Annotated in this window: 23 protein-coding genes, 1 pseudogene and 1 riboswitch; of the genes and pseudogenes, 4 read left to right on the top strand and 20 right to left on the bottom strand. The window is 66.4% G+C overall.

Going from position 1 to position 23,757, the window contains the following annotated elements; all coding sequences use genetic code 11:
• Positions 1–23 precede the first annotated feature (23 nt).
• Together EJP69_RS06700 and EJP69_RS06695 are read right to left on the bottom strand one after the other, a co-directional pair.
• Complete coding sequence (locus EJP69_RS06700; protein WP_126469130.1) at positions 24–1,241, bottom strand: dienelactone hydrolase family protein; 1,218 nt, start codon at positions 1,239–1,241, stop codon at positions 24–26.
• Positions 1,242–1,284: 43 nt separating this feature from the next.
• Entirely contained in the window at positions 1,285–1,788 is a 504-nt protein-coding gene (locus EJP69_RS06695) for a GNAT family N-acetyltransferase (RefSeq protein ID WP_126469129.1), read from the bottom strand.
• A gap of 48 nt (positions 1,789–1,836) precedes the next feature.
• Between EJP69_RS06695 and EJP69_RS06690 the strand changes: the two genes are divergently transcribed.
• Entirely contained in the window at positions 1,837–2,505 is a 669-nt protein-coding gene (locus tag EJP69_RS06690; RefSeq protein WP_093202185.1) for a DedA family protein, read from the top strand.
• 90 nt (positions 2,506–2,595) lie between these two features.
• Here the strand turns inward: EJP69_RS06690 and EJP69_RS06685 are convergent, their stop codons facing one another.
• The 3 genes from EJP69_RS06685 to tsaE all read right to left on the bottom strand — a co-directional run bounded on the left by EJP69_RS06685 (position 2,596) and on the right by tsaE (position 4,994).
• On the bottom strand, positions 2,596–2,883 hold the full coding sequence (locus EJP69_RS06685; protein ID WP_126469128.1) for a glycine zipper domain-containing protein: 288 nt from the start codon (positions 2,881–2,883) through the stop codon (positions 2,596–2,598).
• 153 nt (positions 2,884–3,036) lie between these two features.
• The gene (locus EJP69_RS06680; protein WP_093202182.1) at positions 3,037–4,491 is read right to left on the bottom strand and encodes an N-acetylmuramoyl-L-alanine amidase; all 1,455 of its coding nucleotides are present in this window, start codon (positions 4,489–4,491) and stop codon (positions 3,037–3,039) included.
• Complete coding sequence (gene tsaE, locus EJP69_RS06675) at positions 4,488–4,994, bottom strand: tRNA (adenosine(37)-N6)-threonylcarbamoyltransferase complex ATPase subunit type 1 TsaE (RefSeq protein ID WP_126469127.1); 507 nt, start codon at positions 4,992–4,994, stop codon at positions 4,488–4,490. Before tsaE ends, EJP69_RS06680 begins: the two co-directional genes overlap by 4 nt.
• Here tsaE and queG point away from each other — a divergent pair.
• Positions 4,980–6,053: a tRNA epoxyqueuosine(34) reductase QueG gene (gene queG / locus EJP69_RS06670; RefSeq protein WP_177213663.1), complete on the top strand. Its 1,074-nt coding sequence runs from the start codon at positions 4,980–4,982 to the stop codon at positions 6,051–6,053. The two genes, tsaE and queG, sit on opposite strands and share 15 nt — an antisense overlap.
• 6 nt (positions 6,054–6,059) lie before the next feature.
• Here the strand turns inward: queG and arsC are convergent, their stop codons facing one another.
• The 5 genes from arsC to EJP69_RS06645 form a co-directional block, all read right to left on the bottom strand.
• On the bottom strand, positions 6,060–6,440 hold the full coding sequence (arsC, locus tag EJP69_RS06665) for an arsenate reductase (glutaredoxin) (protein ID WP_126469126.1): 381 nt from the start codon (positions 6,438–6,440) through the stop codon (positions 6,060–6,062).
• A 28-nt stretch (positions 6,441–6,468) separates the two neighbouring features.
• The gene (locus tag EJP69_RS06660) at positions 6,469–7,149 is read right to left on the bottom strand and encodes a glutathione S-transferase family protein (RefSeq protein ID WP_126469125.1); all 681 of its coding nucleotides are present in this window, start codon (positions 7,147–7,149) and stop codon (positions 6,469–6,471) included.
• 40 nt (positions 7,150–7,189) lie between these two features.
• The gene (locus EJP69_RS06655) at positions 7,190–7,702 is read right to left on the bottom strand and encodes a 6,7-dimethyl-8-ribityllumazine synthase (protein WP_093202171.1); all 513 of its coding nucleotides are present in this window, start codon (positions 7,700–7,702) and stop codon (positions 7,190–7,192) included.
• A 101-nt stretch (positions 7,703–7,803) separates the two neighbouring features.
• Positions 7,804–7,975: riboswitch (FMN riboswitch) on the bottom strand.
• A 98-nt stretch (positions 7,976–8,073) separates the two neighbouring features.
• Entirely contained in the window at positions 8,074–10,272 is a 2,199-nt protein-coding gene (locus EJP69_RS06650; protein ID WP_240652050.1) for a TonB-dependent siderophore receptor, read from the bottom strand.
• Positions 10,273–10,540: 268 nt separating this feature from the next.
• Positions 10,541–11,632: a DNA glycosylase AlkZ-like family protein gene (locus EJP69_RS06645; protein WP_126469124.1), complete on the bottom strand. Its 1,092-nt coding sequence runs from the start codon at positions 11,630–11,632 to the stop codon at positions 10,541–10,543.
• A 476-nt stretch (positions 11,633–12,108) separates the two neighbouring features.
• On the opposite strand from EJP69_RS06645, the gene EJP69_RS06640 reads away from it, so the two are divergent.
• On the top strand, positions 12,109–12,378 hold the full coding sequence (locus EJP69_RS06640) for a hypothetical protein (protein WP_126469123.1): 270 nt from the start codon (positions 12,109–12,111) through the stop codon (positions 12,376–12,378).
• Between the two features lie 52 nt (positions 12,379–12,430).
• Here EJP69_RS06640 and EJP69_RS30040 read toward each other — a convergent pair.
• Together EJP69_RS30040 and EJP69_RS06630 are read right to left on the bottom strand one after the other, a co-directional pair.
• Positions 12,431–12,703, bottom strand: a pseudogene (locus EJP69_RS30040) (MerR family transcriptional regulator); the annotation flags it as partial.
• A 93-nt stretch (positions 12,704–12,796) separates the two neighbouring features.
• Complete coding sequence (locus tag EJP69_RS06630; protein WP_126469122.1) at positions 12,797–14,263, bottom strand: aminotransferase-like domain-containing protein; 1,467 nt, start codon at positions 14,261–14,263, stop codon at positions 12,797–12,799.
• Between the two features lie 360 nt (positions 14,264–14,623).
• Between EJP69_RS06630 and EJP69_RS06625 the strand changes: the two genes are divergently transcribed.
• On the top strand, positions 14,624–14,860 hold the full coding sequence (locus EJP69_RS06625; protein WP_126469121.1) for a hypothetical protein: 237 nt from the start codon (positions 14,624–14,626) through the stop codon (positions 14,858–14,860).
• 418 nt (positions 14,861–15,278) lie between these two features.
• Here the strand turns inward: EJP69_RS06625 and EJP69_RS06620 are convergent, their stop codons facing one another.
• Genes EJP69_RS06620 through EJP69_RS06585 form a run of 8 tightly spaced genes read right to left on the bottom strand, consistent with a single transcriptional unit; the run spans position 15,279 to position 23,741 of the window.
• Positions 15,279–16,157: a sugar phosphate isomerase/epimerase family protein gene (locus EJP69_RS06620; RefSeq protein ID WP_126469120.1), complete on the bottom strand. Its 879-nt coding sequence runs from the start codon at positions 16,155–16,157 to the stop codon at positions 15,279–15,281.
• A gap of 8 nt (positions 16,158–16,165) precedes the next feature.
• Complete coding sequence (locus tag EJP69_RS06615) at positions 16,166–17,353, bottom strand: dihydrodipicolinate synthase family protein (protein WP_126469119.1); 1,188 nt, start codon at positions 17,351–17,353, stop codon at positions 16,166–16,168.
• Between the two features lie 10 nt (positions 17,354–17,363).
• On the bottom strand, positions 17,364–18,539 hold the full coding sequence (locus tag EJP69_RS06610; protein WP_093305188.1) for a Gfo/Idh/MocA family protein: 1,176 nt from the start codon (positions 18,537–18,539) through the stop codon (positions 17,364–17,366).
• Between the two features lie 48 nt (positions 18,540–18,587).
• Complete coding sequence (locus EJP69_RS06605; protein WP_126469118.1) at positions 18,588–20,018, bottom strand: enolase C-terminal domain-like protein; 1,431 nt, start codon at positions 20,016–20,018, stop codon at positions 18,588–18,590.
• 16 nt (positions 20,019–20,034) lie between these two features.
• On the bottom strand, positions 20,035–20,814 hold the full coding sequence (locus tag EJP69_RS06600) for an ABC transporter ATP-binding protein (RefSeq protein WP_126469117.1): 780 nt from the start codon (positions 20,812–20,814) through the stop codon (positions 20,035–20,037).
• A gap of 57 nt (positions 20,815–20,871) precedes the next feature.
• The gene (locus tag EJP69_RS06595) at positions 20,872–21,873 is read right to left on the bottom strand and encodes an ABC transporter substrate-binding protein (protein WP_093305184.1); all 1,002 of its coding nucleotides are present in this window, start codon (positions 21,871–21,873) and stop codon (positions 20,872–20,874) included.
• A gap of 52 nt (positions 21,874–21,925) precedes the next feature.
• Entirely contained in the window at positions 21,926–22,699 is a 774-nt protein-coding gene (locus EJP69_RS06590) for an ABC transporter permease (RefSeq protein ID WP_093305183.1), read from the bottom strand.
• Between the two features lie 49 nt (positions 22,700–22,748).
• Positions 22,749–23,741: a tripartite tricarboxylate transporter substrate binding protein gene (locus tag EJP69_RS06585; RefSeq protein WP_126469116.1), complete on the bottom strand. Its 993-nt coding sequence runs from the start codon at positions 23,739–23,741 to the stop codon at positions 22,749–22,751.
• Positions 23,742–23,757 lie beyond the last annotated feature (16 nt).

Here is a 23,757-nt window from a genome sequence, read left to right as displayed (position 1 = left end):
GCATTCTAAAAGCCGTGCAGTTCTCAGCGCTTCATCAGCGTATTCGAAGGCAGTGTCTCGTCCAGCAGCTTGCGCGCCGTCTCGATGCCCGCCACCGGCAGCAGCTTCGCATCGAGCAGCCCCACCTGCACCAGCACGCTGGCCTGGTCCCAGTAGATGTGCTCGTGGTAGAGCTTGTCGCCGCGGAACTTGATCACCGCCAGCAGTGGGATCTCCACGCGCTTTCCGGTCGGTGCCACGCCCGGCAGCATCCACGGGATCTCGGTGGTGTGGGTGAAGCAGAACAGCATCTCGTCGACCACCTGCGTGGCGCCCACGGTGCGCGAGATCGGCACCAGCGAGGTGTCGGGCGGGTTGCTGTTGACGAAGTGGTTCGTATAGAACGCGTGCAGCGCCTTGTAGCCCACCCCGCCGGTCATGGTCGGGATGTGGTTGACGTAGGGCTCGGCCACCATGGTGGACATGGTGTCGTCGACGTTGCGGGTGGCGAACTCGTACTCGCAATGCTTGTCCCAGAGGGCCGGCAGGTCGTAGTGCGGGCCGATGGCACCTTTCAGCGTGGCGATGCTGCGCTCGTGGGCCATCAGGGCCGAGGGTTTGTGGAAGTGTTCGCCGCCCAGGCGGGCGAAGGCGTGGTCCATGCCGGGGTAGACGTGCAGCGATACGCCGGGTCGGCCCTTGAGCGCGGAGACGATGCGATCGCGCGCCTCGGGCAGGCAGAACTTGTCGAGCTCGGCGATGTGCAGCGTGAGGGGGCGCTTGATGTTGTCGGCCTCGTCGAGGGCGGCGTCGATGCCCACGCCGTAGTAGCCGACGGCGACGTCCGCGTCGGTGCGGCAGGCGCTGAGGTAGGCGAGCTTGCCACCCAGGCAGAAGCCGAGCACGCCGACCTTCTTGTCGGGCACCTCCGCGCGGCCGCGCAGCGTGTCGATGGCGGTCTGCATGTCTTCCATGCCCTTGGCTTCGTCGAAGCCGCCGTAGAGCGCGAAGGCGCGTTGCCAGTCGGCTTCGCTGTAGCCGAGTTCCACGTTCGGCTCCTGCCGCCAGAACAGATCAGGCACCAGCACCACGTAGCCTTCTTCGGCGTAGTAGTCAGCCACCTCGCGCATCGTGTGGTTGATGCCGAAGATTTCCTGCGCAATCACAAGGCCCGGGCCGGTACCGGCTCCGGGCAGTGCGAGATAGCCGCGGAAAGTGCCGCTGCCGTCCTTGGCTTGCATCTGGATGTACTGGCCTGTCATCGTGTGTTTCTCCTGTCGAGGGTTTGTGTATGTGAGAGCGCTGTCACTGCTGTTGCTGTTGCAACTGCTTGAACATGACGTAGGCATCGACGTAGCCGTGCTTCGGATGCCTGAACGCACCGGGCAGCGTACCGACGATGGCGAAGCCCATCTTGCGCCACAGGCGCACCGCGCCCTCGTTGGTCGACACCACGAAGTTGAACTGCATCGCGCGAAAGCCCATGCGCAGGGCCTCCTGCTGCGAGTGTTCGCACAGCGCCGACGCCACGCCCATGCCGCGCGCTGCATCGGACACCACGTAGCCGCAATTGCTTACGTGCGAGCCCTGGCCGGGCTGGTTGGGGCGGATGACGTAGGTGCCGAGCACCTTGCCTTCGTCGTCGCAGGCCACGAAGGTTGCAGTGGGAACTTTCGTCCACGAATGGCGTGCCTGTTCCTCGGGGACGTCGGGCGGATAGGTGTAGGTGTCGGCGCGCCGGAAGGTGGGTTCGAGAACGGACCAGATGGCCGGCCAGTCCGCATCGGTGGCGGCGCGTATGTGCAGCATGGGGTGATTCACGAGGGCGTTCGGTTTCAGCAAGGATAATCCGCGGCCATGGAAATCATCAGCTTTCTCGTCGACTTCGTTCTTCACGTCGACAAGCACCTCCAGCAATTCGTCATCGCCTACGGCCCCTGGGTCTATGCATTGCTGTTCCTCATCGTCTTCGTCGAGACCGGCGCGGTGGTGATGCCGTTCCTTCCGGGCGACTCGCTGCTCTTCATCGTCGGCGCGCTGTGCGGCGCGGGCCTCATGAACTATCCGCTGGCCTGCGGCATCCTGATCGCGGCCGCGATCCTGGGCGACCAGTGCAACTACTCGATCGGCCGCTACTTCGGGCCGAAGGTGTTCCAGTGGGAGAGTTCGCGCTTCTTCAACCGCAAGGCCTTCGACCAGGCCCATGCCTTCTACGAGCGCTACGGCGGAATCACGATCATCCTCGCGCGCTTCATGCCCTTCATCCGCACCTTCGCGCCCTTCGTGGCCGGCGTGGCCGAGATGAACCGCGCGAAGTTCACCATGTTCAACGTGGTCGGCGCGCTGATCTGGGTGCTCGGCATCGTGACGGCGGGTTACTTCTTCGGCAACCTGCCGCTCGTGCGTGAGCATCTCGACAAGATCATCTGGGCGCTGATCTTCGTGCCGGGTCTGCTGGCGATCTATGGCGCATGGCGCGCCTCGAAGGCCGAGAAGGCCCGCGCGGCGCAGGCCTCGCAGGCCTGAAGCAGTCAGCCGATCAACCATTAAAAAAGCGCGCCACCGGCGCGCTTTTTCGTTCAGGCCCGGTCAGCGTCCGGGCCGCATCGCGGTGCCTCAGTAGTTCGGGCCGTTGCCCGGGTAGTAGCCGCTGCCGCGCGGATAGCGCTGCTGGTTGTAGTAGTTGCGTTCGTCGGCATTGCGGCCGATCTGGTTGCCGATGATGCCGCCGATGGCCGCACCACCCACCGTGCTCGCGGTGTTGCCGCCGATGGCGTTACCCACCAGCGCGCCGCCTACCGCGCCCACGCCGGTGCCGAGGTTCTGGTTGGGGCCGCTCGCGCAACCCGCGATCGTCATGACCGAGGCGGCTGCAGCAGCAGCGATCCAGAGACGTGTGTTCATGATGTCCACCTTTCGAGGAGTGATGCTTCATCATCTCCAACAGGTGGCCCCATGCCGTGTAGGAACCTGCCGCACGTGCCTGTGCGCGCTCTCGCGTCGCCAGGCGTGGGACAGGAGTGCACGCTTTGGCTTTACAGAAGCCCGGGCGTGCGATCAGAGTTGCCGGCTGCGCGCGAGCGGCGGGTTCTGCGCGAAGTAGCGCTGGATGCCGCGCATCAGCGCGTCGGCCAGGTTCTCCTGGTAGTCGACGCGGCGCAGGTTGGCTTCTTCTTCCGGATTGCTGATGAAGGCGGTTTCCACCAGCACGCTCGGAATGTCGGGTGCCTTCAGCACCGCGAAGCCGGCCTGCTCGACCGAGCCCTTGTGCAGCCGCGCACCGATGCCCTTGATCTCGCCGAGCATCGCGCCGCCGAGCTTCAGGCTGTCGTTGATCTGCGCGGTGGTGCTCATGTCGAGCAGCGCGCGCTGCACCTGCGCCTCGTGGTTGCCCACGTTCACGCCGCCCACGCGGTCGGCGTCGTTTTCCTTGTTGGCCAGCCAGCGCGCGGCGCTGCTCGACGCGCCGCTCTGGCTCAGCGCGAACACGCTGGCGCCGCGCGCGGCGGGCGTGGTGAAGGCGTCGGCATGAATGCTCACGAACAGGTCGGCCTGCACGCGCCGCGCCTTCTGCACGCGCACGCCCAGCGGCACGAAGAAGTCTGCGTCGCGCGTGAGGAAGGCGCGCATCGGGCTGCCGTTCACGCTGCTCGCGTTGATGCGCTGGCGCAGGCGGTGGGCCACCTGCAGCACGATGTCCTTCTCGCGCGTGCCGTTGGGGCCGATGGCGCCGGGGTCTTCACCGCCGTGGCCGGGGTCGAGCGCCACGATGATGATGCGGTCGGTGCGGTTGGCCGTGGCGGCAACCGGTGGGGGCGGCGGAGCGGCCGGTGTAGCGGGCCTGACGGGCGCGGTGGCCACCACGGGAGGCGGTGGCGGCATCGAAGGCCTGTCGCCGCCTGTCATTGCGGCGGGCGGCGGCGATTGCGGGCCCGGGCGCATCGACTGCTGGGCCATCAGGTCGCCGAGCGGATCGGCGGCCGGCGCTGTCGCCACCGCCGGCGGCGCAACCGTGGAGCCGCCGCCCGTGGAGCGGGGCGCATCGCGCAGGCGCTCGGCGATCAGCGCTTCCATTGGGTCGACTGCCTGCTCGGGGTACAGGTCGAGCACCAGCCGGTGCTTGTAGGCGGCCACGGGCGCGAGCGAGAACACCTGCGGCACCACGGCCTGTTTCAGGTCGAACACGATGCGCACCACCTTCGGCGCGTTCTGCCCGACGCGCAGGCCATTGATGTACGGGTCGCCGGGCTTGATCTTGCCGACCAGCTCGCGCAGTTCGGGGTTGAGGTCGATACCCTCGATGTCGACGGCGAGCCGCGGCGGGCTGCCCACCACGAGCTGCTGCGAATTGAGGCGGGCGTCGGACTCGATGGTGACGCGCGTGTAGTCGGCGGCGGGCCATACGCGCACTGCGAGGATGGTGGCTCCGCGCGCGATCTGGTGCACGCCGAGCATCAGCGCGATGCTGCCGCCCTGCAGCAGCACGCGCCGTTTCAGGCCGGCCGCCTTCATGCGGCGATGCGCGCCAGCAGATCGCTGCCGCGAGGGGTGTTCGCGATGAGGGTCACGCTGCGTGTGTCGTCAGTCATTGCTTCTATTTTAATAGCGAGGTCGGCAACTGGTGTGCGGCCCGCGGCGTTATCCGGCCATTCGGCCAGCTTGAGGCCTGGCCCGGCGAAGATGTCGCGGAAGCCGGCGTCGTCCCATTCGCGCGGATCGGCGAAGCGGTAGAAGTCGAAATGGAAGATCTGCAGCCCGTCGGGCGCCTCGTGGGGCTCGACCACCGCGTAGGTGGGGCTCTTGATGCGCCCGGCGATGCCCAGGGCGCGCAGCAGATGGCGTACGAAAGTGGTCTTGCCGGCGCCGAGGTCGCCATGCAGCGCGATGAATGCGTCGCGCAATTGGGGGGCGGCGGCCAGCGCCCGCGCGAAGGCGTCGGTGTCGGCTTCGCTGCACCAGCGCAGGCTGCGGGTGCTCTTGTGCGTTTCTACAATCGGCAAGTGATCGTCAGCCATCCACTCGTTGTGCGTATTCAGGCCTTGGCCCGGGAACTCGGATTCTCCCAAATCGGAATCGCGGGCGTCGATTTGTCGAGCGCCGAAGCCGGTCTGATGCAATGGCTGGCCCATGGGTTCCATGGCGAGATGCAATACATGGAAACGCACGGCACGCGCCGGGCCCGTCCGGCCGAGCTGGTGCCGGGCACGGTGAGCGTGATCACCGCGCGCATGGACTACCTGCCGCGCAGCACCAGCCCCGAGTGGCAGACCGTCGAATTCGACAGGCTCAAGCGTCCCGGCGAGGCCATCGTCTCCGTCTACGCACGAGGCCGCGACTATCACAAGGTCCTGCGCAACCGGCTCGCGAAGCTGGCGGAGCGCATCGCCGAGGAGGTCGGCCCCTTCGGCCACCGCGCCTTCACCGACTCGGCCCCCGTGCTAGAAGCCGAACTGGCCTCCCGCAGCGGCCAGGGCTGGCGCGGCAAGCACACGCTGGTGCTCGACCGCGACGCGGGCTCGATGTTCTTCCTGGGCGAGATCTACGTCGACATGGAGCTGCCCCCCAGCGAACCCGTCACCGCGCACTGCGGCAGCTGCAGCGCCTGCATCGACGTGTGCCCGACGCAGGCCATCGTGGCGCCGAAGAGGCTCGATGCCCGGCGCTGCATCTCGTACCTCACCATCGAGCACGGCGGGCCCATTCCGGTCGAGCTGCGCCCGCTGATGGCCAACCGCATCTACGGCTGCGACGACTGCCAGCTGATCTGCCCCTGGAACAAGTTCGCGAAGAAAAGCACGCTGCCCGACTTCGACGCGCGCGAAGAGCTCACGGGGCGCACGCTGGCCGATCTCTTCGCGTGGACCGAGCAGGACTTCCTGCGCCGCACCGAAGGCAGCCCGATCCGTCGCATCGGGCACGAGCGCTGGCTGCGCAATATCGCGGTCGCGTTGGGCAACGCGGTGAGGGCGGGCGAGGGCGGTGCGAAAGAGGCGCTGGCAACCCGTGCCGAACACCCGAGCGAACTGGTGCGCGAGCACGTCGCGTGGGGCCTGGCGCAGCAGGCCACGCACTGAGGCTCGTCAGGCCGGCAGGATCTCGCGCACGCGCTCCCACGGCCGGCACATCAGCGTGCCGCGCGGCGACACCACGATGGGCCGCTGCAGCAGGATCGGGTGCTCGACGATGAAGTCGAAGATCTGGTCGTCGGTCCACTTCGAGTCGGCCAGGTTCAGCTCTTCGTACGGGGCTTCCTTGGTGCGCAGCAGCTCGCGCGCGCCCATGCCCATGGCCTTGGAGAGCTCGCGCAGCTTCTTCTTCGAGGGCGGGGTTTCAAGATAGAGAACGATCTCGGGCTCCACGCCGCTTTCGCGGATCAACGACAGCACGTTGCGCGAAGTGCTGCAGTTGGGCTTGTGGTAGATCGTCATCGGATAGGCGGTGGTCGGGGTGAGTGCGGTCATGGTGTCGATGATAGGAAACCGGCGTCGATCAGCTTTCCTGCGCTGCATCCGGAGAGAGCGGAAAGCGCTTCGCCCAGAACTCCGCCAGCCGCGGATCGGCATCCACGCGACGCACCACCCGCGTCATGCGTGGTGCCACGCGGTAGAAGCGCCTGCGGCCCGGCGTCCAGCGCGACATCACGGTCACGTACAGGTCGAGCATGCTGATGCGGTCGCCGAGCAGGTAGGGCGCAGGCTCGTCGATCTGCGAATCCATCAGCTGCCAGCAATGCGCGATGCGCTCGGCCGTGCGTTCGAGCATGGCCGGCTGCGCCGCGGGGTCGGGCACCAGGCGCGAAGGCTCGTCGCGCACCCAGAACATCGAATAGATGGCAGCCGGCAGGTAGACCATCCAGCGCAGGTAGCGCGAGCGCATCGGGTCGCCGGGCGCGGGGCAGAGCCCGGCCTCGGGATAGCGGTCGCCCAGCCAGATGAGGATGGCCGCGCTCTCGGTCATCACCTCGCCCGAAGGCAGCACCAGCGCCGGCACCTGCCGCATCGGGTTGACGCCCGACACGCGCTCGCGCTCGGCTTCGCTTTCCCAGGTGGCGATGTCGACGGTGTCGACCTGCGCGCCGATCAGCGTCAGAGCGGCGTGTATGGGCGTTGCACCCGAGCCGGGTGCGCCGTAGAGGGTGTAGCGGTCTTCGTGGGCGGATGTGGATGGCATCCGCGCAGGTTACGCAGGCCGGCCCCCGTTGTCACGTAGGTCAGGCGGCCAGCAGCGCGTCGACTTTCTTCAGGGCTTCGAGCGTCTTGAAGCAGGCCTCGGCCACTTCCGTTCCCTTGACCGCGAAGTGGCGGTGGAAGTATTTGCGGTGCTCCACGTGCTCGTGGAAGTGGTGCGGCGTGAGCACGGCCGAGAAGATCGGCACGTCGGTCTCGAGCTGCAGCGACATCAGCGTGCTGACCACCGTGTTCGCCACGAACTCGTGGCGGTAGATGCCGCCGTCCACCACCAGCGCGCAGCCGATGATGGCCGCGTACTTGCCCGAGTTGGCGAGCCGCTTGGCGTGCAGCGGAATCTCGAAGGCGCCGGGCACGTCGAAGATGTCGATGAGATCGCGCGCCACGCCGAGGCGGTCCATCTCCTCGAGGAAGGCGTCGCGTGCCTGGTGGACGATGTCGGAATGCCACTGCGCCTCGACGAATGCGATGCGCGTGCCGCGCGGCGAACCCGACGCGGTGACGGCGGAAAGGGGAAGGTCGTTGATCTGACTCATGGTGTGCCTCTTGAAAGCAGGTTTCCTGAATCAGGGCGCACGAAACCGCAAGGCCGCTCGCGCGCAGGCCAAAAAGCGAAGCGCGCGGGCAGACCCGCATTTCGCGCTCTCTTTCATCCGGACTGTGACCGTCGGCTTCGGAATCGCACCGAAATCTGCTGACCCTGGAGCTCATTGCGAGCCCCAGGCGCTCGCGGGCTTGTGCTGCTGTTCCTTCCGGAACGTGCCGCCATCACCGCCGGTGGGGAGTTTCACCCCGCCCTGAGAACGCTTGCCGCCCGGCGAGCCGGACAGCGGGGCGATTCTAGGTGGCGCCCGCCGCGCGGGCCTGTCGCCCCCGCGCCAGACCTTCGCCCGGGCGGGGATTTTCTTCAGAAGCGATACGTGGCCGCCGCAGTCACGGTACGGCGCTGGCCGTAGAAGCAGTCGCCGCGCGCCAGGCAGGTGGTGAGCTGCACTTTGTCGGTCAGGTTGCCCACGTTGAGCGACAGGCGCAGCGGGCCGTTGTCCCAGGCGAACATCGCGTCCAGCAGCGTGACCGAGGGCACCGGGTTGGCGTCCATGCCGTCCCACGACTTGCCCAGGTAGCGCACACCGCCGCCCACCGAGAAGCCAGGCACGCCGCCGATGGAGAAGCGCCGCATCAGCCAGGCCGAGGCCGTGTGCTTCGGCACGCCCGAGATGCGCTTGCCCAGGTCGGTGCCGTTGCTGCGCGACACGCGCGCGTCGGTGTAGGCGTAGGAGGCGACCCAGTCCCAGTCGCGCCCGATGCTGCCCTTGTATTCGAGCTCCAGCCCCTTCACGTGCACCTCGCCGAGCTGGATGCTGTTGAGCGGGTTGGTCGGATCGGTGGTCTTGCGGTTGGTGTCGCGCAGGTCGTACACCGCCGCCATGAACGAAGTGCGCTGGCCTTCGGGTTCCCACTTCACGCCGGCTTCCCATTGCTTGCCGCGCTGCGGCTTGAAGGGCGTGTTGTTCACGTCCACCCCGCCCAGCGGGAGGAACGATTCGGCATAGCTCAGGTAGGGCGCCCAGCCGCCATCGGCCAGGTAGACGATGCCGGCGCGCTTGGTGGTGGCCTTGTCGTCGGCGGCAGCGGCGGGGCGGCCCTCGGTGTCGGTGGTGGCCTTGTCGTGGCGCAGGCCCAGCAGGCCGATCCAGCGGCCGTACTTGACCTGGTCCTGCACGTAGATGCCGGCCTGCTTCTGCAGCACCGAGGGCTGCCGGGTGAGGAAGGTGGGCGGCGTGTAGTTGCCATACACCGGTGCGTACACGTCGAGTGCGCCCGCGCGGCCGCGGCCGGTGGACTGCGAGGTCTCGTTGCGCTGGAAGTCCGCGCCGACGAGCAGCGTGTGCTCCACCGCACCGGTCTTGAAGTGCGCCTCGGCCTGGTTGTCGAGCAGCAGCATCTTGCCGCCGTTGAGCTGCACGATCAGGTCGCGCTCGATGGTGCGCTGGTCTGCGTTGAACACCGGTCGCGCCGGGCGTCCGGTGAGCCGGTTGGCAGTGAAGCTGGTGTAGGAGGAGTTGTAGAGCACCTTGCTCTCGGTCGAGCGCAGGTTCTGCCTGAAGGTCCAGGTGTCGTTGAAGCGGTGGCTGAACAGGTAGCCCAGCGAGGTGTTGCGCGTGTCGTAGCGGTCGAAGCCGGGCTCGCCGGTGAAGGTCGAGGTGGGAATTTGCCCGTAAAGCGAGGGCAGCAGCGTGCCCTGCCACGGGAAGAAGCCGATCAGCGAGCCGCTCTTGTCCTTCTGGTACAGCGCCTGCAGCGTCAGCGAGGTGTCGGCGCTCGGGCGCCAGGTGAGCGAGGGCGCGAGCAGGATGCGGTCGTCGGGCACGTGGTCGACCTGCGTGCCGCTGTCGCGGTTCACGGCCACCAGTCGATAGAGCCACTTGCCTTCGGTGTCCAGCGGCCCGGTGAAATCGGCCGCGACCTGCTTGCGGTTGTGGCTGCCCACCTGCACCTGCACTTCGCGTTGCAACTCGGCCTGAGGCCGCTTCGACACCAGGCTCAGCACGCCGCCGATGCCCCCTTGGCCGTAGAGCACGGAGGATGGCCCGCGCAGCAGCTCGACGCGCTCCAGCGTGTACGGATCGGCCCGCGTGGTGTTGTAGGTGCCGTAGCTGCGCTGCAGCCCGTCGAGGTACTGGATGGCGTCGCCGCCGCGCACCTTGAACGAGTCGACGCGGCTGTCGAAGTAGCTCGACACCACGCCGGCCGTGTAGTTGGTGGTTTCGCGCAGCGTGAGTGCGCTCTGCGCCTCCATCTGGTCGCGCGTGACCACCGAGATGGCCTGCGGCGTCTCGATCAACGGCGTGTCGGTCTTGGTGGCGGTTCCGCCGCGCCTGGCGACGAAGCCGGTCACCGGGCCGGTCGCGCTTTCGCCCGAGTCGCCCGATACCGTGATGGTGGGCAGGGCCTTGCGGGTCTCGGCGGATTCGTCTTTTTCCTGGGCGTAGGCCGGCACGGCGGCGCCCAGCGCCATGGCGGTTGCCGCGAGCGTGGCGCGGCGGGTGTGTGAAATGCGCCAGGTGGGGCGCCCAGCCGGGCGCCGATGCTTCTTCGATGTCATGTGCAGCTTCTCCTGTGTCCTGCGTTTGGGGGGAGTGGCTGCGGCGCGCGCCGTATGCGGGCGCGCCATGGCTTCTCTGATCCGGTCCTGTCAGATCCGGACGAGCGCACCCGGCGGCTCGCTTCGGGCTGGCTGCCGGTGGGTTTTATGGGTTCTTGTTGCGTCGTCGCGGGCAGCCGTTGCGGCTGCGGTCTTCGTTCCTTCGAAGACGGCTTGCGCGCCCGTTGCGGGCGGCTGGCTGAGCGGCGCGATTATAGGAAGAAAGGCATCAGCGTCCGGCGAGGAATTGCGTCATGCGCTGCAGTTCGTCGTCGAGCGCCGCGCGGAAGGCCGCATCGCGCGGCTTCTTGCCGGCATAACCGAAGGCTGGCTGCAGCCTGCCCTCGGGCGCGCTCACGTTCGCCCAGCCGATCACGCGGTCGTGCCACAGCACCGGCAGCGCGTAGTAGCCGAACTGGCGCTTGGGCGCGGGCGTGTAGGCCTCGAACTTGTAGGTCCAGTCCCAGAGCAGCTCGAAGCGGCGGCGGTCCCACACCACCGGATCGAACGGTGCGAGCAGGCGCACTTCGTCGTCCGGCGCATGGCGGCGCGAGGCAGGGTTCTCGTCGGCCGGCCAATACCAGGTCGTGCCGTCGATGCTGCAGCTTGCAAGCTCTTCACGCGCGATGCGCAAAGCCGCCTGCGTCTGCGCTGCGAGATGCGGCGCGCCGTAGCCGAGCAGACGCACGAGGTAGGTGAGACTCGAGGCCGGCAGCGGCGCGTACTTGCGCACCACCAGCTCGATCAATGCCGCCGCGCGGCGAGCGCGGCCTGCAGGGCTGTCGTCGGCCGGCTCGTGCGTCACCGCCTCGTAGACGCGCGTGCCGCTGTCGCGCCGCACCACGCGCAGCATGCCTCGGTAGTGCATGCCGTCGAGCAGGTGCGTGGTCGCGTTGCTGGAGCCACCCCAGTAGTTCTTGATGCGACCGTGCGCGAAGTGCTGCTCCACCTGGCGCGGATGCACCGGGCCGTGCTCCTGCACGTAGGCGAGCACGTCGGCCGCCTTGCGCCGCGTGTCGGCGTCCCATGCCTGCCTGGCCTCGCGCGGATGCATCAGCGCCAGATGCTCGCGCGGCAGGAAGCCGTAGTTGACGAGGCAGTCTTCCTCGATGGCGAGGCGGGTGTAGCGGCTTTCGAGATCGCCCGCGCGGTAGTCCTTCACGCGGTGGCGCAGCGTCAGGTCTTGCGCGCGTGCGGGGGCGCGGATCGGGTCGGCCTGTACGAAGCCGAGTTGACGGATCGCCGCGGGCAGCGTCGTGGGCCTGAAGAGGGTGCGCGCCACTGCGTAGCGGCGCAGGTCGTCGAGGGTCGGGGCTGGCATCAGCGGATTGCAGCACAGGCGGCGGACTTTCGCTTTGCTGCGTCGTGAGTTGGGCTCTGTTGTCGTTCGGGGCGCGCTCACGCCGACGGGGTGCCTTGCTCCGCGAATGTCCTCCGCCCTTCGGGCTCCCCCTTTAATTCGCTGCGCAAGGCACCCCATCGGCGTGCGCGTTCAGCGCTGCTGCGGAAGCTGCATTTGTTGGCAGTCTCCGCGACTTAGTGCTGTAGCAGCGGCTGCTTTGTCGGGTTCTTCTCTAGAGTGAATGCCCCTGTCACTCAACACCCCACCAAGGGGAGAAGAAAGGCGCAACACACCCGAGTCACCCAGATGTTTGAAGGCTGCTTGCCTCGCGGCAGGTTGTCGGTGCGAAAGCAGCGATGCAGATGCGAGGTATCAAAAGGCGACGGCCGGGGTGTTACTAGCACCCCAGCCGTCTAACCAAGTTCGTGCACCAACCTTGGAAGGAAAGCACAAAAATGGCTACCAAGACTATAGCCCGGCCTCGCACGCCGGTAGCTTCCGAAGAAACCACCCAAGACCCGGCGGATCTTCTCGAAAACACCCTCTCTCAACTCGAAGCTCTCCTGTGGATCTGCCACGGGGAAGACATCGACTGGTGCAGCGGGGATGGGCCTCGACGACTGGACAACCTGCTTTGGCTTGCGGCCGAGATGGCGCGCAAGGCGGGGGAGTTGTTTCAGATGAGCGAGAAGGCGCGGCGTGGGGCGCCTGAGACCGGCGGTTAGCGGTCGGTCTGCGGGCCGCGGATTTCGCGGCCTGCGTGAATGCTTCCTGGAGTGAGAGGCTCAGAGCCTGGCCCGCCCGAATGGCCGAGAGCAGGCGCAGGTCGGATTCGGTGAACTCCAGGTAAGGCCGAGACCCGCCGGCTGGCCCTGTGCGCGGCGACAGCAGGCCTTCGCGCAGGTAGTGCCTGACGGTCGTCTGCCTCACTCCTGCGCGGCGCGCGAATTCTCGACTGGCCACTCGGCAACGTGCAAGGCGCAGTCGTCCACGACACCCGCGATCATGTCGCCAAGAAGTCGGGGCTATCGCTTCAGGCCTTCGTGCCATCTTCCGGCGAAGCGCTGACGACTGGACAGAAGCGGCGCGCGTGACTTTGAGAGTCAGTCGAAGGCAGCGGACCTCGACCTGCATTGACGCCAACTAGGGTCTCGACGACCGTTCCTCGAAGATCGGCCCCGATTTTCCGGTTGTAGATTTAAGCTGCGCGTTGGCGAGTTCTCCAAGATTTCTTATGGCCCCTTCCAAGCGCGGGTCGCCGAGATGCCCGTAGTTGATGCGCAGGTGCCGGGTGTATCGGCGGTCGGCTGAAAACAAATGGCCCGGCGCTACGCCTATGCCGAGCTGAAGAGCGTCCTGGTGCAGTGCGAGCGAGTCGACCCCTTCTGGCAGCGCGAGCCACAGGAAATAGCCACCCTCGGGGCGCGTGACCCGCGTTCCAGTCGGAAAGTATCGATCGATAAGTCGCAAGCATGCAGCCTGCTGGCGGCTGAGCGAATGCCGCAGGGCGCGCAGGTGACGATCAAAACTCCTGTGTTGGAGGTACTCCTGCAACGCCAGTTGCGAGGGGAGTGCCGTCGCCAGCGAGCTCATCAACTTGTTCCGACCCAAAGTGGCTGCAAAGCGACCGCCCGCTACCCAACCGATGCGATATCCGGGTGCCAGGGATTTCGAGAAGGAACTGCAGTGCAGCACCCAGCCAGCCCGGTCCCAGGCCTTGGCTGGTGGCGGTCTCCGAGCCCCATGCGCGAGTTCGCCATACACGTCGTCTTCGATCAGCGGTATGGCGCGGGTGGCGAGCATGCTGACCAGTTGCTCTTTGGCTGCGTCGCTCATGGTGCAGCCCATTGGATTCTGGAAGGTCGGCATGAACCAGCAGGCCTTCACCGGATGCTGGTCGATCACGCGAGCAAGAGAGCTGAGATCTACGCCTGTACGCGGGTGGGTCTCGACCTCGACCGCGCGAAGACCGCGCCGCTCCAGTGCCTGCAACGCACCATAGAAGGTTGGCGTTTCGATCGCCACGACGTCGCCCGGCTGCGTCACCGATTCGAGTGCAAGATTGAGGGCCTCCATCGCGCCGCTGGTGATGACCAGTTCAGACGCAGGAACATCCATCCCGACGCTGCCGTAACGCAGGGAGATCTGATGGCGTAGTTGGGCGTTTCCTGGTGACAAATCTTCGACGGTCTGCCAGGGATCCATCCGCTTGAGCGCTCGCGTCAGGCCGGCGGCAAGTTGTTCGAAGGGAAACAGCTCTGGCGACGGAAAGGCCGAGCCGAGCGGGACCATGTCGCGCTCGCGAGCCTGCGCAAGGACCTGAAAGACAAGCGACGAGACGTCGACCGGCATGGACCGGAGGACAGGCTCGCTGGCGGCGAGTTCATTGGTCGGCATTTCCGCCCCCGCTCGAACGAAGTATCCCGACCGCTGCCGCGCTTCGACAAGCCCCTGCGCCTCCAGCTGGTAGTAGGCAGAGAACACAGTGGACGCACTGATGCCCATTTGCGACTTCAGTTCGCGCACGGAGGGAAGGCGATCGTTCGCCTTCAGGCTACCCGCGCGAATACGCTGGGCGATGTTGTCGGCAAGCTTCTCGTAGCGGTTCATGGGGATCTCTTTCTGATACGGGCGTTCTGGACCGCTCCCGAGATTGTCGTATCAGACGTCTGCCTGCCCGATGCGACCACCGGTCTCCTTGCATCTGATACGGAGATTTTCAGCTGATCTGGTTCTGTACGTATCAGCCCGGAAGATGAACACTCGACAGCACGATGAAAGTGCTTCTGCGTGCAGGCGGACTGCTCCGCCTTTCGACGCGTCTTGCAGACGCCCATTTAGCTGACCGCTACCGTTTCGTCGGATTGATTAATCAATTAATTAATTAATCTTTCCGCTTCTTTATCGGTCTATTGAGCTACTCGCCGCACTCGGGCACTTCGCGGTCTGTCACCTGATGTCTTTTCAACCATGAATTCAATCCCTATCTCTTTTGTTATTTTCAAGGTTCTCGTGCTCAGCGTGGGCATGTATTTGGCCGTCAAGTGGCATTACGAACGGGGACAGAAGTACAAGAATCAAAAGACAGCTGCAGTGGTCCTGACATCCGTCAAGGTGGGCTCGGCGTTCGTCGCTTCTGCGTTCCTCGTGCTCTTCCTCACCTTTGAGTTTTGCAATTGGATAGGTCTGGACCTGACCATGCGGTGATTGGAAGTTTTCGGTCGATAGCCTGAATACGGTGCGACTAACGGCATGACCCGCTCGATCCGCTGGATCGGTGAGCTATCGAAGTTGCCATCTGCCAGAACATAAGTGAAGCAGTGGCCTTGGTGCAGCAAGAAAACTGCTGCACTTGGTGGCAGGGTCAAAGATGCGCCGAAGCCACGATGCGCCGGGCATGGTCGCTCAGTTCGGCCATTCGCAGTGACTGGTGCAAAGCCTGGGTATCAGCAAACACAGGCATGAGCGGTCAGTCGCATTGGTAGTTGGCGCGCGCGAGATCGAAGCGGCGTGCAGCGATACCCGCAGCGAAGTAAAGGACGAGGGCGAAGCCCGGGGGACATTCGCGGAGGGGGTACCCGGTGGCTTGTGCACTCGCCCTGAACAACGCGAGCACAGAGCAGTGTTAGACAGCCTGCTTGTGCCGCTCGATGCAGATGTCCAGCGTCTCCGCGCCAGGCCGCTGCCACCAGTCGAGGTTCGAAAAAATCTCCACTTCGCTGAAACCAGCGAAGCCCGCGTCCTCGACCCACCCGCGGATCTTCTTCAACTCGACCACGCCATCCCCCATCATCCCGCGGTCACTCAGCAGATCACGCGTAGGCGTGAGCCAGTCGCAGACGTGGTACGCCAGCAGGCGCTCGCGGCCGGCGCGGGCGATCTGTTGCTGCAACTTCGGGTCCCACCACACGTGGTAGATGTCCAGGGCCACGCCGAGCATGCCGCTCCTGCCCCCGTCGAGCTCGTCGCATAAGTCGAGCGCATGTTCGAGCGTGTTGATGCAGGCACGGTCGGCCGCCTGCATCGGGTGCAGGGGCTCGATGGCCAGCGGCATGCCGACTTCGCGTGCGTATTCGAGCGATGCGGCGATGCCGTCGCGCACCTCGGTGCGGGCGCGGCCGATGTCCTTGTAGGCGGCCTTGCCGTCGAGCGCGCCGGGCAGGGCGCCGACCACCAGCACGAGGCAGGGGGCGTCGAGCGTCTTCGCCTCGTCGATGGCGCGGCGGTTGTCGTCGAGCGCGGCCTTCAGGCCGGCCGCATCGGGCGCGGGGAAGAAGCCGCCGCGGCAATAGCCTGAGAGGCCGATGCCGTGCGCCTTCAACTGCTTAGCCACCTTGTCGAGGCCGACGGCTGCCACCTGGTCGCGCCAGGGGCTGATCGCGCGAATGCCGCGTTCGGCGCACTGGTCGATGATGCGGTCCAGCGGCACCTCGGCGCCCGACTGCTTGCGCACCGTGGCGGTGTTGATCGACAGCCAGTCGTGGTTCTGCGAGAAATCGCGCATGCTCGTCTTCAGCCTTCCACGCCGTGCAGGGCCAGCAGGGTCTTCATGCGTCGCACCGCCAGCTCGGGCTGCTCCAGCAGGTTGGCGGCATCGGCCAGCCTGAACAGCTCCGCGAAGTGCTGCAGCGAGCGCGTGCTCTGCTGGCCGCCGACCATCGTGAAGTGCTTCTGGTGGCCGTTGAGCCAGGCCATGAACACCACGCCGGTCTTGTAGAAGCGCGTGGGTGCGGCAAAGATGTGGCGCGACAGCGGCACGGTGGGGCCGAGGATGTCGTGGAACTTCTTTTCGTTGCCCTGCGCCAGTGCACCCAAGGCCGCGCTGGCCGCCGGCGCGATGGCGTCGAAGATGCCCAGCAGCGCATCGCTCTTGCCGTGCGTGGGCTCGCTGCCGAAGCCGTCGCCGGCGATCAGCTCGGCATAGTTGAAGTCGTCGCCCGTGTACATGCGCACGCCCGGCGGCAGGCGCCGGCGCATAGCGATCTCCTTGTCCTTGTCGAGCAGGGAGATCTTGATGCCGTCGACCTTGTCAGGGTGCGCCGCGATGATGCCCAGTGCCGTGTCCATGGCCGCGTCGACATCCTTCGTACCCCAGTAGCCCGCCAGCGCCGGGTCGAACATGTCGCCCAGCCAGTGCAGCACCACCGGCTGCTTCGCCTGGCTCAGGATGCGGTCGTACACGCGCTCGTAGTCGGCGGGGCTCTTCGCCACGCGAGCCAGCGCGCGGCTGGCCATCACGATCAGCTTGCCGCCCAGCGCCTCGATGGCGGCCATCTGCTCCTCGTAGCCGCGGATCACGTCGTCGACGCTCTTCACGCTGTCGATGTCCAGGTGGTCGGTGCCGCAGCCCGAGGCGACCAGCGCGCCGGGCACGTCCTTCGCGGCGTCGAGCGAGCGGCGGATCAGCTCCAGCGAGGTCGGCCAGTCCAGGCCCATGCCGCGCTGCGCGGTGTCCATGGCCTCGGCCACGCCCAGGCCCAGCGAGAACAGGTGGCGGCGGTAGGCGATGGTGGTGTCCCAGTCGACCGCGCACTGCAGCCACGGGTCGATGGCGGCCATCGGGTCGGCCACCACGTGGGCGGCCGAGTAGGCGATGCGGTTGAACTTCACGCCCGCATCGGGCTTCACCGGAGCGGTGCCGCGCAGCGCGTAGGGCGCGAGCGTGCCGCCCGCGGTGGGAAGGTTCAGCGAGAGAGCCATGTCGCGAACCTCAGACCTTCAGCGCGGGCACGTCGACCCAGCGGCGGTCCTGCCACGACTCGAGCGCGGCCTCGACCAGCTGCACGCCCTTGGCGCCTTCGGGCAGCGTCCACTTGTACGGTGCGTCTTCCACCACGTGGCGGATGAAGTGCTCCCATTGGATCTTGAAGCCGTTGTCGTAGACCTGCGAGTCCGGAATCTCCTGCCACTGGTCGAAGAAGTTCATGGTCTGCTTCTCGTCGGGGTTCCACACCGGGCGCGGCGTGGCCACGCGCGACTGGGCGCGGCAGCTCGAGAGGCCCGCCACGGCCGAGCCATCGGTGCCGTCGACGTGGAAGGTCACGAGGTCGTCGCGGCGCACGCGCGTGACCCAGCTCATGTTGATCTGCGCGATGACGGGCTCGCCGTTGTGGCCGGTGAGTTCGCAGGTGGCGTAGGCCGCGTCGTCGGCGGTGGCCTCGTAGGGCTTGCCGGCTTCGTCCCAGCGCTTCGGAATGTGGGTGGTGCCCAGGCAGCTCACGGACTTCACTTCGCCGAACAGGTTGTCCAGCACGTAGCGCCAGTGGCACATCATGTCCAGGATCATCCCGCCGCCGTCTTCCTTGCGGTAGTTCCAGCTCGGACGCTGGATGGGCTGCAGGTCGCCCTCGAACACCCAGTAGCCGAACTCCAGGCGCACGCTGAGCATGCGGCCGAAGAAGCCGGCGCGGCGCAGCATGTCGAGCTTGCGCAGGCCGGGCAGGAAGAGCTTGTCCTGCACGGCGCCGTGCTTCAGGCCCTTGGTCTTCGAGGCTTCCTCGGCCAGGCGGGCGATCTCGACGGCCTCGTTGAGGTTGGTGGCAATGGGCTTCTCGCAGTAGACGTGCTTGCCGGCGCGGATGGCCTTGGCCAGCAGCGCGGGGCGCATCTGCGTGGTGCCGGCGTCGAAGAAGATGGTGTCGTCCTTGTTCTCCAGCGCCTTGTCGAGGTCGGTGCCCCAGCGCGGGATGTTGTGTGCCTTGGCGAGCGCTTCCATCTTCTCGGCGTTGCGGCCGATGAGGATCGGGTCGGGCATGACCTTGTCGCCGTTCGACAGCGTGACGCCGCCCTGGGCGCGGATGGCGCAGATCGAGCGGATCAGGTGCTGGTTCATGCCCATGCGCCCGGTGACGCCGTGCATGATGATTCCTAGACGTTGGGTGGCCATCGTTTTCTTCCTTGGGTGCGAGAGATTGGTGCGGGCTGGACGCGCGCTTCAGTAGACGGAACGCATCGCGTCCCACGAGATGCCTGCGCCTGGCTTGCCGGTGGCGAAGCCGGGCGCGGCGGCGAGCGAGGACAGGTCGAGCTGCCCTTCGCGGATGGCGAGGCGCGCTGCGCCGTCGCTGGTTTCGTAGAGTCCCGGGTGGGCGCGTAGCAAAGCCTGTTGCTCGGCCTCGGGCGCCGCCGCGAGGCCGTTGACGTAGTGGTGGCCGTTGCGCTCGACGTGCGAGAGGCCCAGCCAGGCGACGAGCGCCAGATCCTGCTGCACGCCGATGCCGGCCTGCATGGTCAGGTCTTCGCCGGAGAGAAAGTAGCGCGGCTTCTCCGCCGCGGCATTCCATTGCGCGCAGCGCGCTGCATTGATGACCGACTTGTAGAAACCCTTGCAGCTCTTGCTCGACACGCCGGTGTAGCCCAGCGCGCGGGCCTGCACGAAGGCATCGAGCGTGGCGTCCGATTCGTCGATGAGCAGCGGAATGCGCTTGCCCAGCGCGGACACGTCGCGCTGCAACGCCGCGTCGCGGCGGATCGGCTGCTCGACGAAGACCGTCTTCTGCGCGAGCTTCCACAGCGTGGGCGTGGAGAGCATGCGGTCGAGAAAGGTCGCGAAGGCATCGGCGTCCGCGTACTGCTCGTTGCCGTCGAGCGTCACGAGTTGGGCCCGGCCGTCGATCACGCGGGCGATGCGCTGGAGCCGGTCGATGTCCTGCGCGGTGTTGCCGCACAGCTTGAGCTTGAAGTGCGTGTGGCCGTAGCGTTGCACGGCGGCCTGCAGAGTGGTCGGCAGGCCGTCGGCTGGCGCATCGGGTGAAGCGTCGCTGTCGTCGATGGCATCGGCCAGCCCGACGGTGTGCCGCGCCGCGATGCGGGTTCGCGGCGACTGCTTCGCCAGGAACCCGGGCATGTCGAAACCCGAGAGATCGTCGGCCAGGCCGCTGCCGGCGATGTCGATGCCGCAGAGGTTGCCGCTCATCGCCGCCGCGAAGCTCGTGCCGCTGTGCAGGCACAGCGCATCGAGCAGGGCGCGGTCGATCAGCGCGGGGCCGTAGCTGGCCACCAGCGGCTGCAGGCCCTTGGCCCTGGCGCGCGACTGGAGTGCGGCGTAGTTCGAGGCGAAGTGCGTCCACGCGGTCTGCGCATCGGGCTCGGCGGTGTAGGCCTCGCGCGCATCGCGCAGGGCGAAGCGCAGCTGCTCGAAGTTCTGTTCGTTGGTGAGCGCCGGGTTCTTGTCGAACCACTTCGGAATCATCATCTCCGCAGCGCAGCCCTCGGCCGTGCGGCCGTCGGCGAAGCGGATGCGCGCCTTCACGTAGACCTGCGGGCAGGCGGTGACGGTGGCCGCGCCGAAGCGGAAGGGCAGCCGCAGCGCCACGTTGCGCTCGGCGAAGCGAATCTCCTCGACGTGGAAACGGATCGCGTCCATGGCTCGCATCTGCTCTTCAGTGGTCCAGGATGCCCTGCGAATAGAAATGCGCGCGCACCAGCTTGGTGTAGGCGCCGAATTCGGGCGAGGACATGACGTCCAGCGTGCGCGGGCGTGGCAGGTCGATGTCGTACACGGCGGCGATGGAGCCGGGGCGCTCGCTCATCACCATCACGCGGTCCGACAGGAAGATGGCCTCGGGAATGCTGTGGGTGATGAGCAGCACCGTCTTCTTCGACGTCATCCAGATGCGCTGCAGCTCCAGGTTCATCTTCTCGCGCGTCATCGCGTCGAGCGCGCCGAAGGGCTCGTCCATCAGCAGCACCGACGGGTCGTGCAGCAGGGCGCGGCAGATCGACGCGCGCTGCTGCATGCCGCCCGAGAGCTGCCAGGGGTACTTCTTCTCGAAGCCCTTCAGGCCCGCCATTTCCATCAGCTCGCGGGCACGGGCGCGCGACGCCTCCGAAGGCAGGTGGCGCATCTCGGCCTGCAGCAGGATGTTGTCTTCCACGCTGCGCCAGGGCAGCAGCACCGCGCTCTGGAACACGATGCCCACGTCCTTCTGCGGGCCCTTGATCGGGTGGCCCGCCAGCGTGAGGCTGCCGCCGCTGATGGGCAGCAGGCCTGCCACCATCTTCAGCAGCGTGCTCTTGCCGCAGCCCGAAGGGCCGACGACGGAGACGAACTCGCCTTCCTTGATGGCGAAGTCGAGCGGCTTGAGCGACTCGACGGGGCCGTCCTTGCTTTGGTAGATCTTCGAGACGCCGCGCGCTTCGATCAGGTTGACTTGGGACATGGAATGCGTGAGAGGTGACTGCTGCGGAAAGCGCGCGGGCTCAGGAACGAAGGAAGGTCAGGGCAGGAAGTCGAGAGTGACGTAGTCCTCGGGCTTGCCACGGGTGGAGGCGTCCATACCGCCGTACTGCACCAGCAGGTCGAGCGAGTCGCTCACGTTCTTCGTCGTCACGCGGAACGGGCGCTGGTTGGCCGTTTCCTTCGTGTGATAGAGCGCCACGCTCTGCTTCATGCCCACGATGAGCGTGTCGCGCACGCCGGCCTTGGGGTTGGCCTTGAGCATCGCGTCGACCGCGGCCTCGGGGCTCTTCTCGGCGGCTTCGGCGGCCTTGGTGGAGGCGCGCATGAAGCGCTTCACCAGGTCGGGGTTCTCGGTCAGCAGGTTCTTGTTGGTGATGATCCCGGAGCTGATCTGGTTCACGCCCGAGTCGGCGAAGCGGATCGGCGTCACCGGCTTGCCGGTGGCGTCCTGCAGCTTGATGGCCTGGTCCATCACGTAGCCCAGCAGCAGGTCGGCCTGGCCGTTGGTCACCGCATTGAGCTTGGTCTGGCCGTCGCCCGAGACGATCTTCACCTGGTCGGGCTTGATGTCGTTGACCTTGAGGAAGAGGGGCCACATCTGCGACATCGAGTCGCCCGGCGTCACGGCCACGGTCTTGCCGATGATGTCCTTCGGCGTCTTGATGTTCTTTTCGGAGAAGCCCATCACCGACATCGGGCTCACCTGGAACAGCACGCCAGTCGACTTCAGCGGCGCGCCCTTGGCTGCGGCCTTGATCATGGTCGTGACGTCGATGTAGCCGAAGGTCGCCGACTTGGCTGCCACCGCCTGCGCGGTGACGGCGGAGCCGCGGCCTTCCTGGATGTCGAGGTCGATGCCTTCCTCGGCGTAGAAGCCCTTTTCCTTGCCGAGGAAGAAGGGCGCGTGCTCGCTGTAGAGGTACCAGTTGAGCATCAGCGTGACCTTGTCCTTGGGCTTGTCGCCTTGGGCATGCGCCGGGGCGATGGCGAAGGTGGCGAGCGCGGCCGCTGCGAGCAGCGAGGGAAGCAGTTTCTTCATGGTGTTGTCTCCGGGAGTTGTTGGCTTTGCGAAGGAACCTGGAACGGGAAGCTCAGTGGGTGTGGCGCTGCGAGGCGTGCCAGGGAATCATCACGCGCTCGACGATGTCGACGGCCACGAAAAGGATCACGCCGATGCTCGACAGCACCACCAGCGCGGCGAACATCAGCGGCAGGTCGAAGTTGCCGTTGGCCACCTGCAGCACGTAGCCGATGCCCGAGTTGGAACCGACGAACTCGCCGACCACGGCACCCACCACCGCCAGCGTGACCGACACCTTCAGGCCGCTGAAGATCTGGGGCAGGGCCTGCGGCAGGCTGATCTTGAAGAAGGTCTGCAGGCGGCTCGCGCCCATCGAGCGCGAGAGATCGAGCATGTCGGGCTCGACCGACTTGAAGCCCATCACCGTGGAGACCACCACCGGGAAGAAGCCCAGCAGGAAGGCGCTGATCACCTTCGGGAAGATGCCGAAGCCGAACCACACCACGAACAGCGGCGCGATCGCCACCTTGGGAATGCTCTGCGAGAACACCAGCAGTGGGTAGACGTACGACTCGACGACGCGCGAGTAGGCGATGACCATCGCGATCGGAATGCCGATCAGGATCGTCAGCCCGAAGCCGCCCAGCGTGGCGAGCGTGGTCTTCCAGCTTTCGGCGAGCAGGCGCGGCCACTCGGCAACGAGCTGCTTCACGACCTCCCACGGCGGGGGAATGAGATAGGCCGGAATCTTGAACAGGCGGATCGCCAGGTCCCACAGCACCAGCAGCAACAGGATCAGGATGAAGGGGCGCAGGGCCGGGGAGAGCAGGAGCTTGCGGAACATGGCGGGGGCCGGGACTTTCGGTAGGGCTGGCTTGCGGTGCTTGCTGTTCTTACTGCTGGACCGAGAGGCCGGCCGCCTTCACGAGCTGGGCGTTGCTCGCGATCTCTTCCTTGATGTAGGCGTCGAACTGCTCGGGCTTGAGCGTCCACGGGTCGGCGCCCAGCTTGGCGAAGCGCTCCTTCACCTCGGGCGAGGCCAGTGCCTTCACTACTTCGGCGTTCAGGCGCTCGACAACGTCGCGCGGCGTCTTGGCCGGCGCCATCATTCCGATCCAGAAGTTGAATTCGGAGCCGGGCACGCCGGCTTCGCTGGTGGTGGGCACGTCGGGCAGGGCGGCGGCGCGCTTGGGCGAGCCCACGGCCAGCGCCAGCAGGTGGCCTTCCTTGATCTGGCCGATGACCGGCGCGATGGGCGAGAAGTAGTAGTCGACGCGGCCCGAGAGCACTTCGGTGACGGCCTCGCCCGATCCCTTGAAGGGGATGTTGGTGGCGTCGATCTTCGCGGCCATCTTGAACTTCTCGGCGTTCAGGTGCGTGGCGCTGCCCTGGCCGGCCGAGGCGAAGTTCATGCTGCCGGGCTTGGCGCGCGCGGCGGCCAGCAGCTGCGGCAGCGTCTTGATGTTCTTGCTCGGCGAGATCACCAGCGCGTTGGGCAGCGACGAGATCGGCGTGACGCCCGCGAAGTCGTGCACCGTGTCGAATGGCAGCTTGGCGAAGGTGGAAGGACTCACCGTGTGCGACGACGAATGGATCATCACCGTGTAGCCGTCGGGCGCGGCCGTGGCCACCGCCTGCTGGCCGATCGTGCCGCTGGCGCCGCCGCGGTTGTCGATCACCAGCGTCTGGCCCATGCTGGCGCTCATCTTGTCGGTGATGGCGCGGGCAATGATGTCGGTGGTGCTGCCGGCCGCGAAGGGAACGATCACGCGGATCGGCTTGGTGGGGTAGCCGTTCTGCGCGGCTGCCAGTGCGGGCAGCAGGGCTGCGATGCAGGTCAGCGAGGCAAGGACGGTGGTGCGTGCAGTGCTGGCAAAGAGCTTCATGAATGTCTCCGCGCGG

Origin of the sequence: Variovorax gossypii, assembly GCF_003965815.1 — a bacterium.
In the GTDB taxonomy this organism is placed as follows: Bacteria; Pseudomonadota; Gammaproteobacteria; order Burkholderiales; family Burkholderiaceae_C; genus Variovorax; species Variovorax gossypii.
Note: the sequence above shows the minus strand (reverse complement) of the source record. Positions and strands in the feature narration are given on the sequence as shown.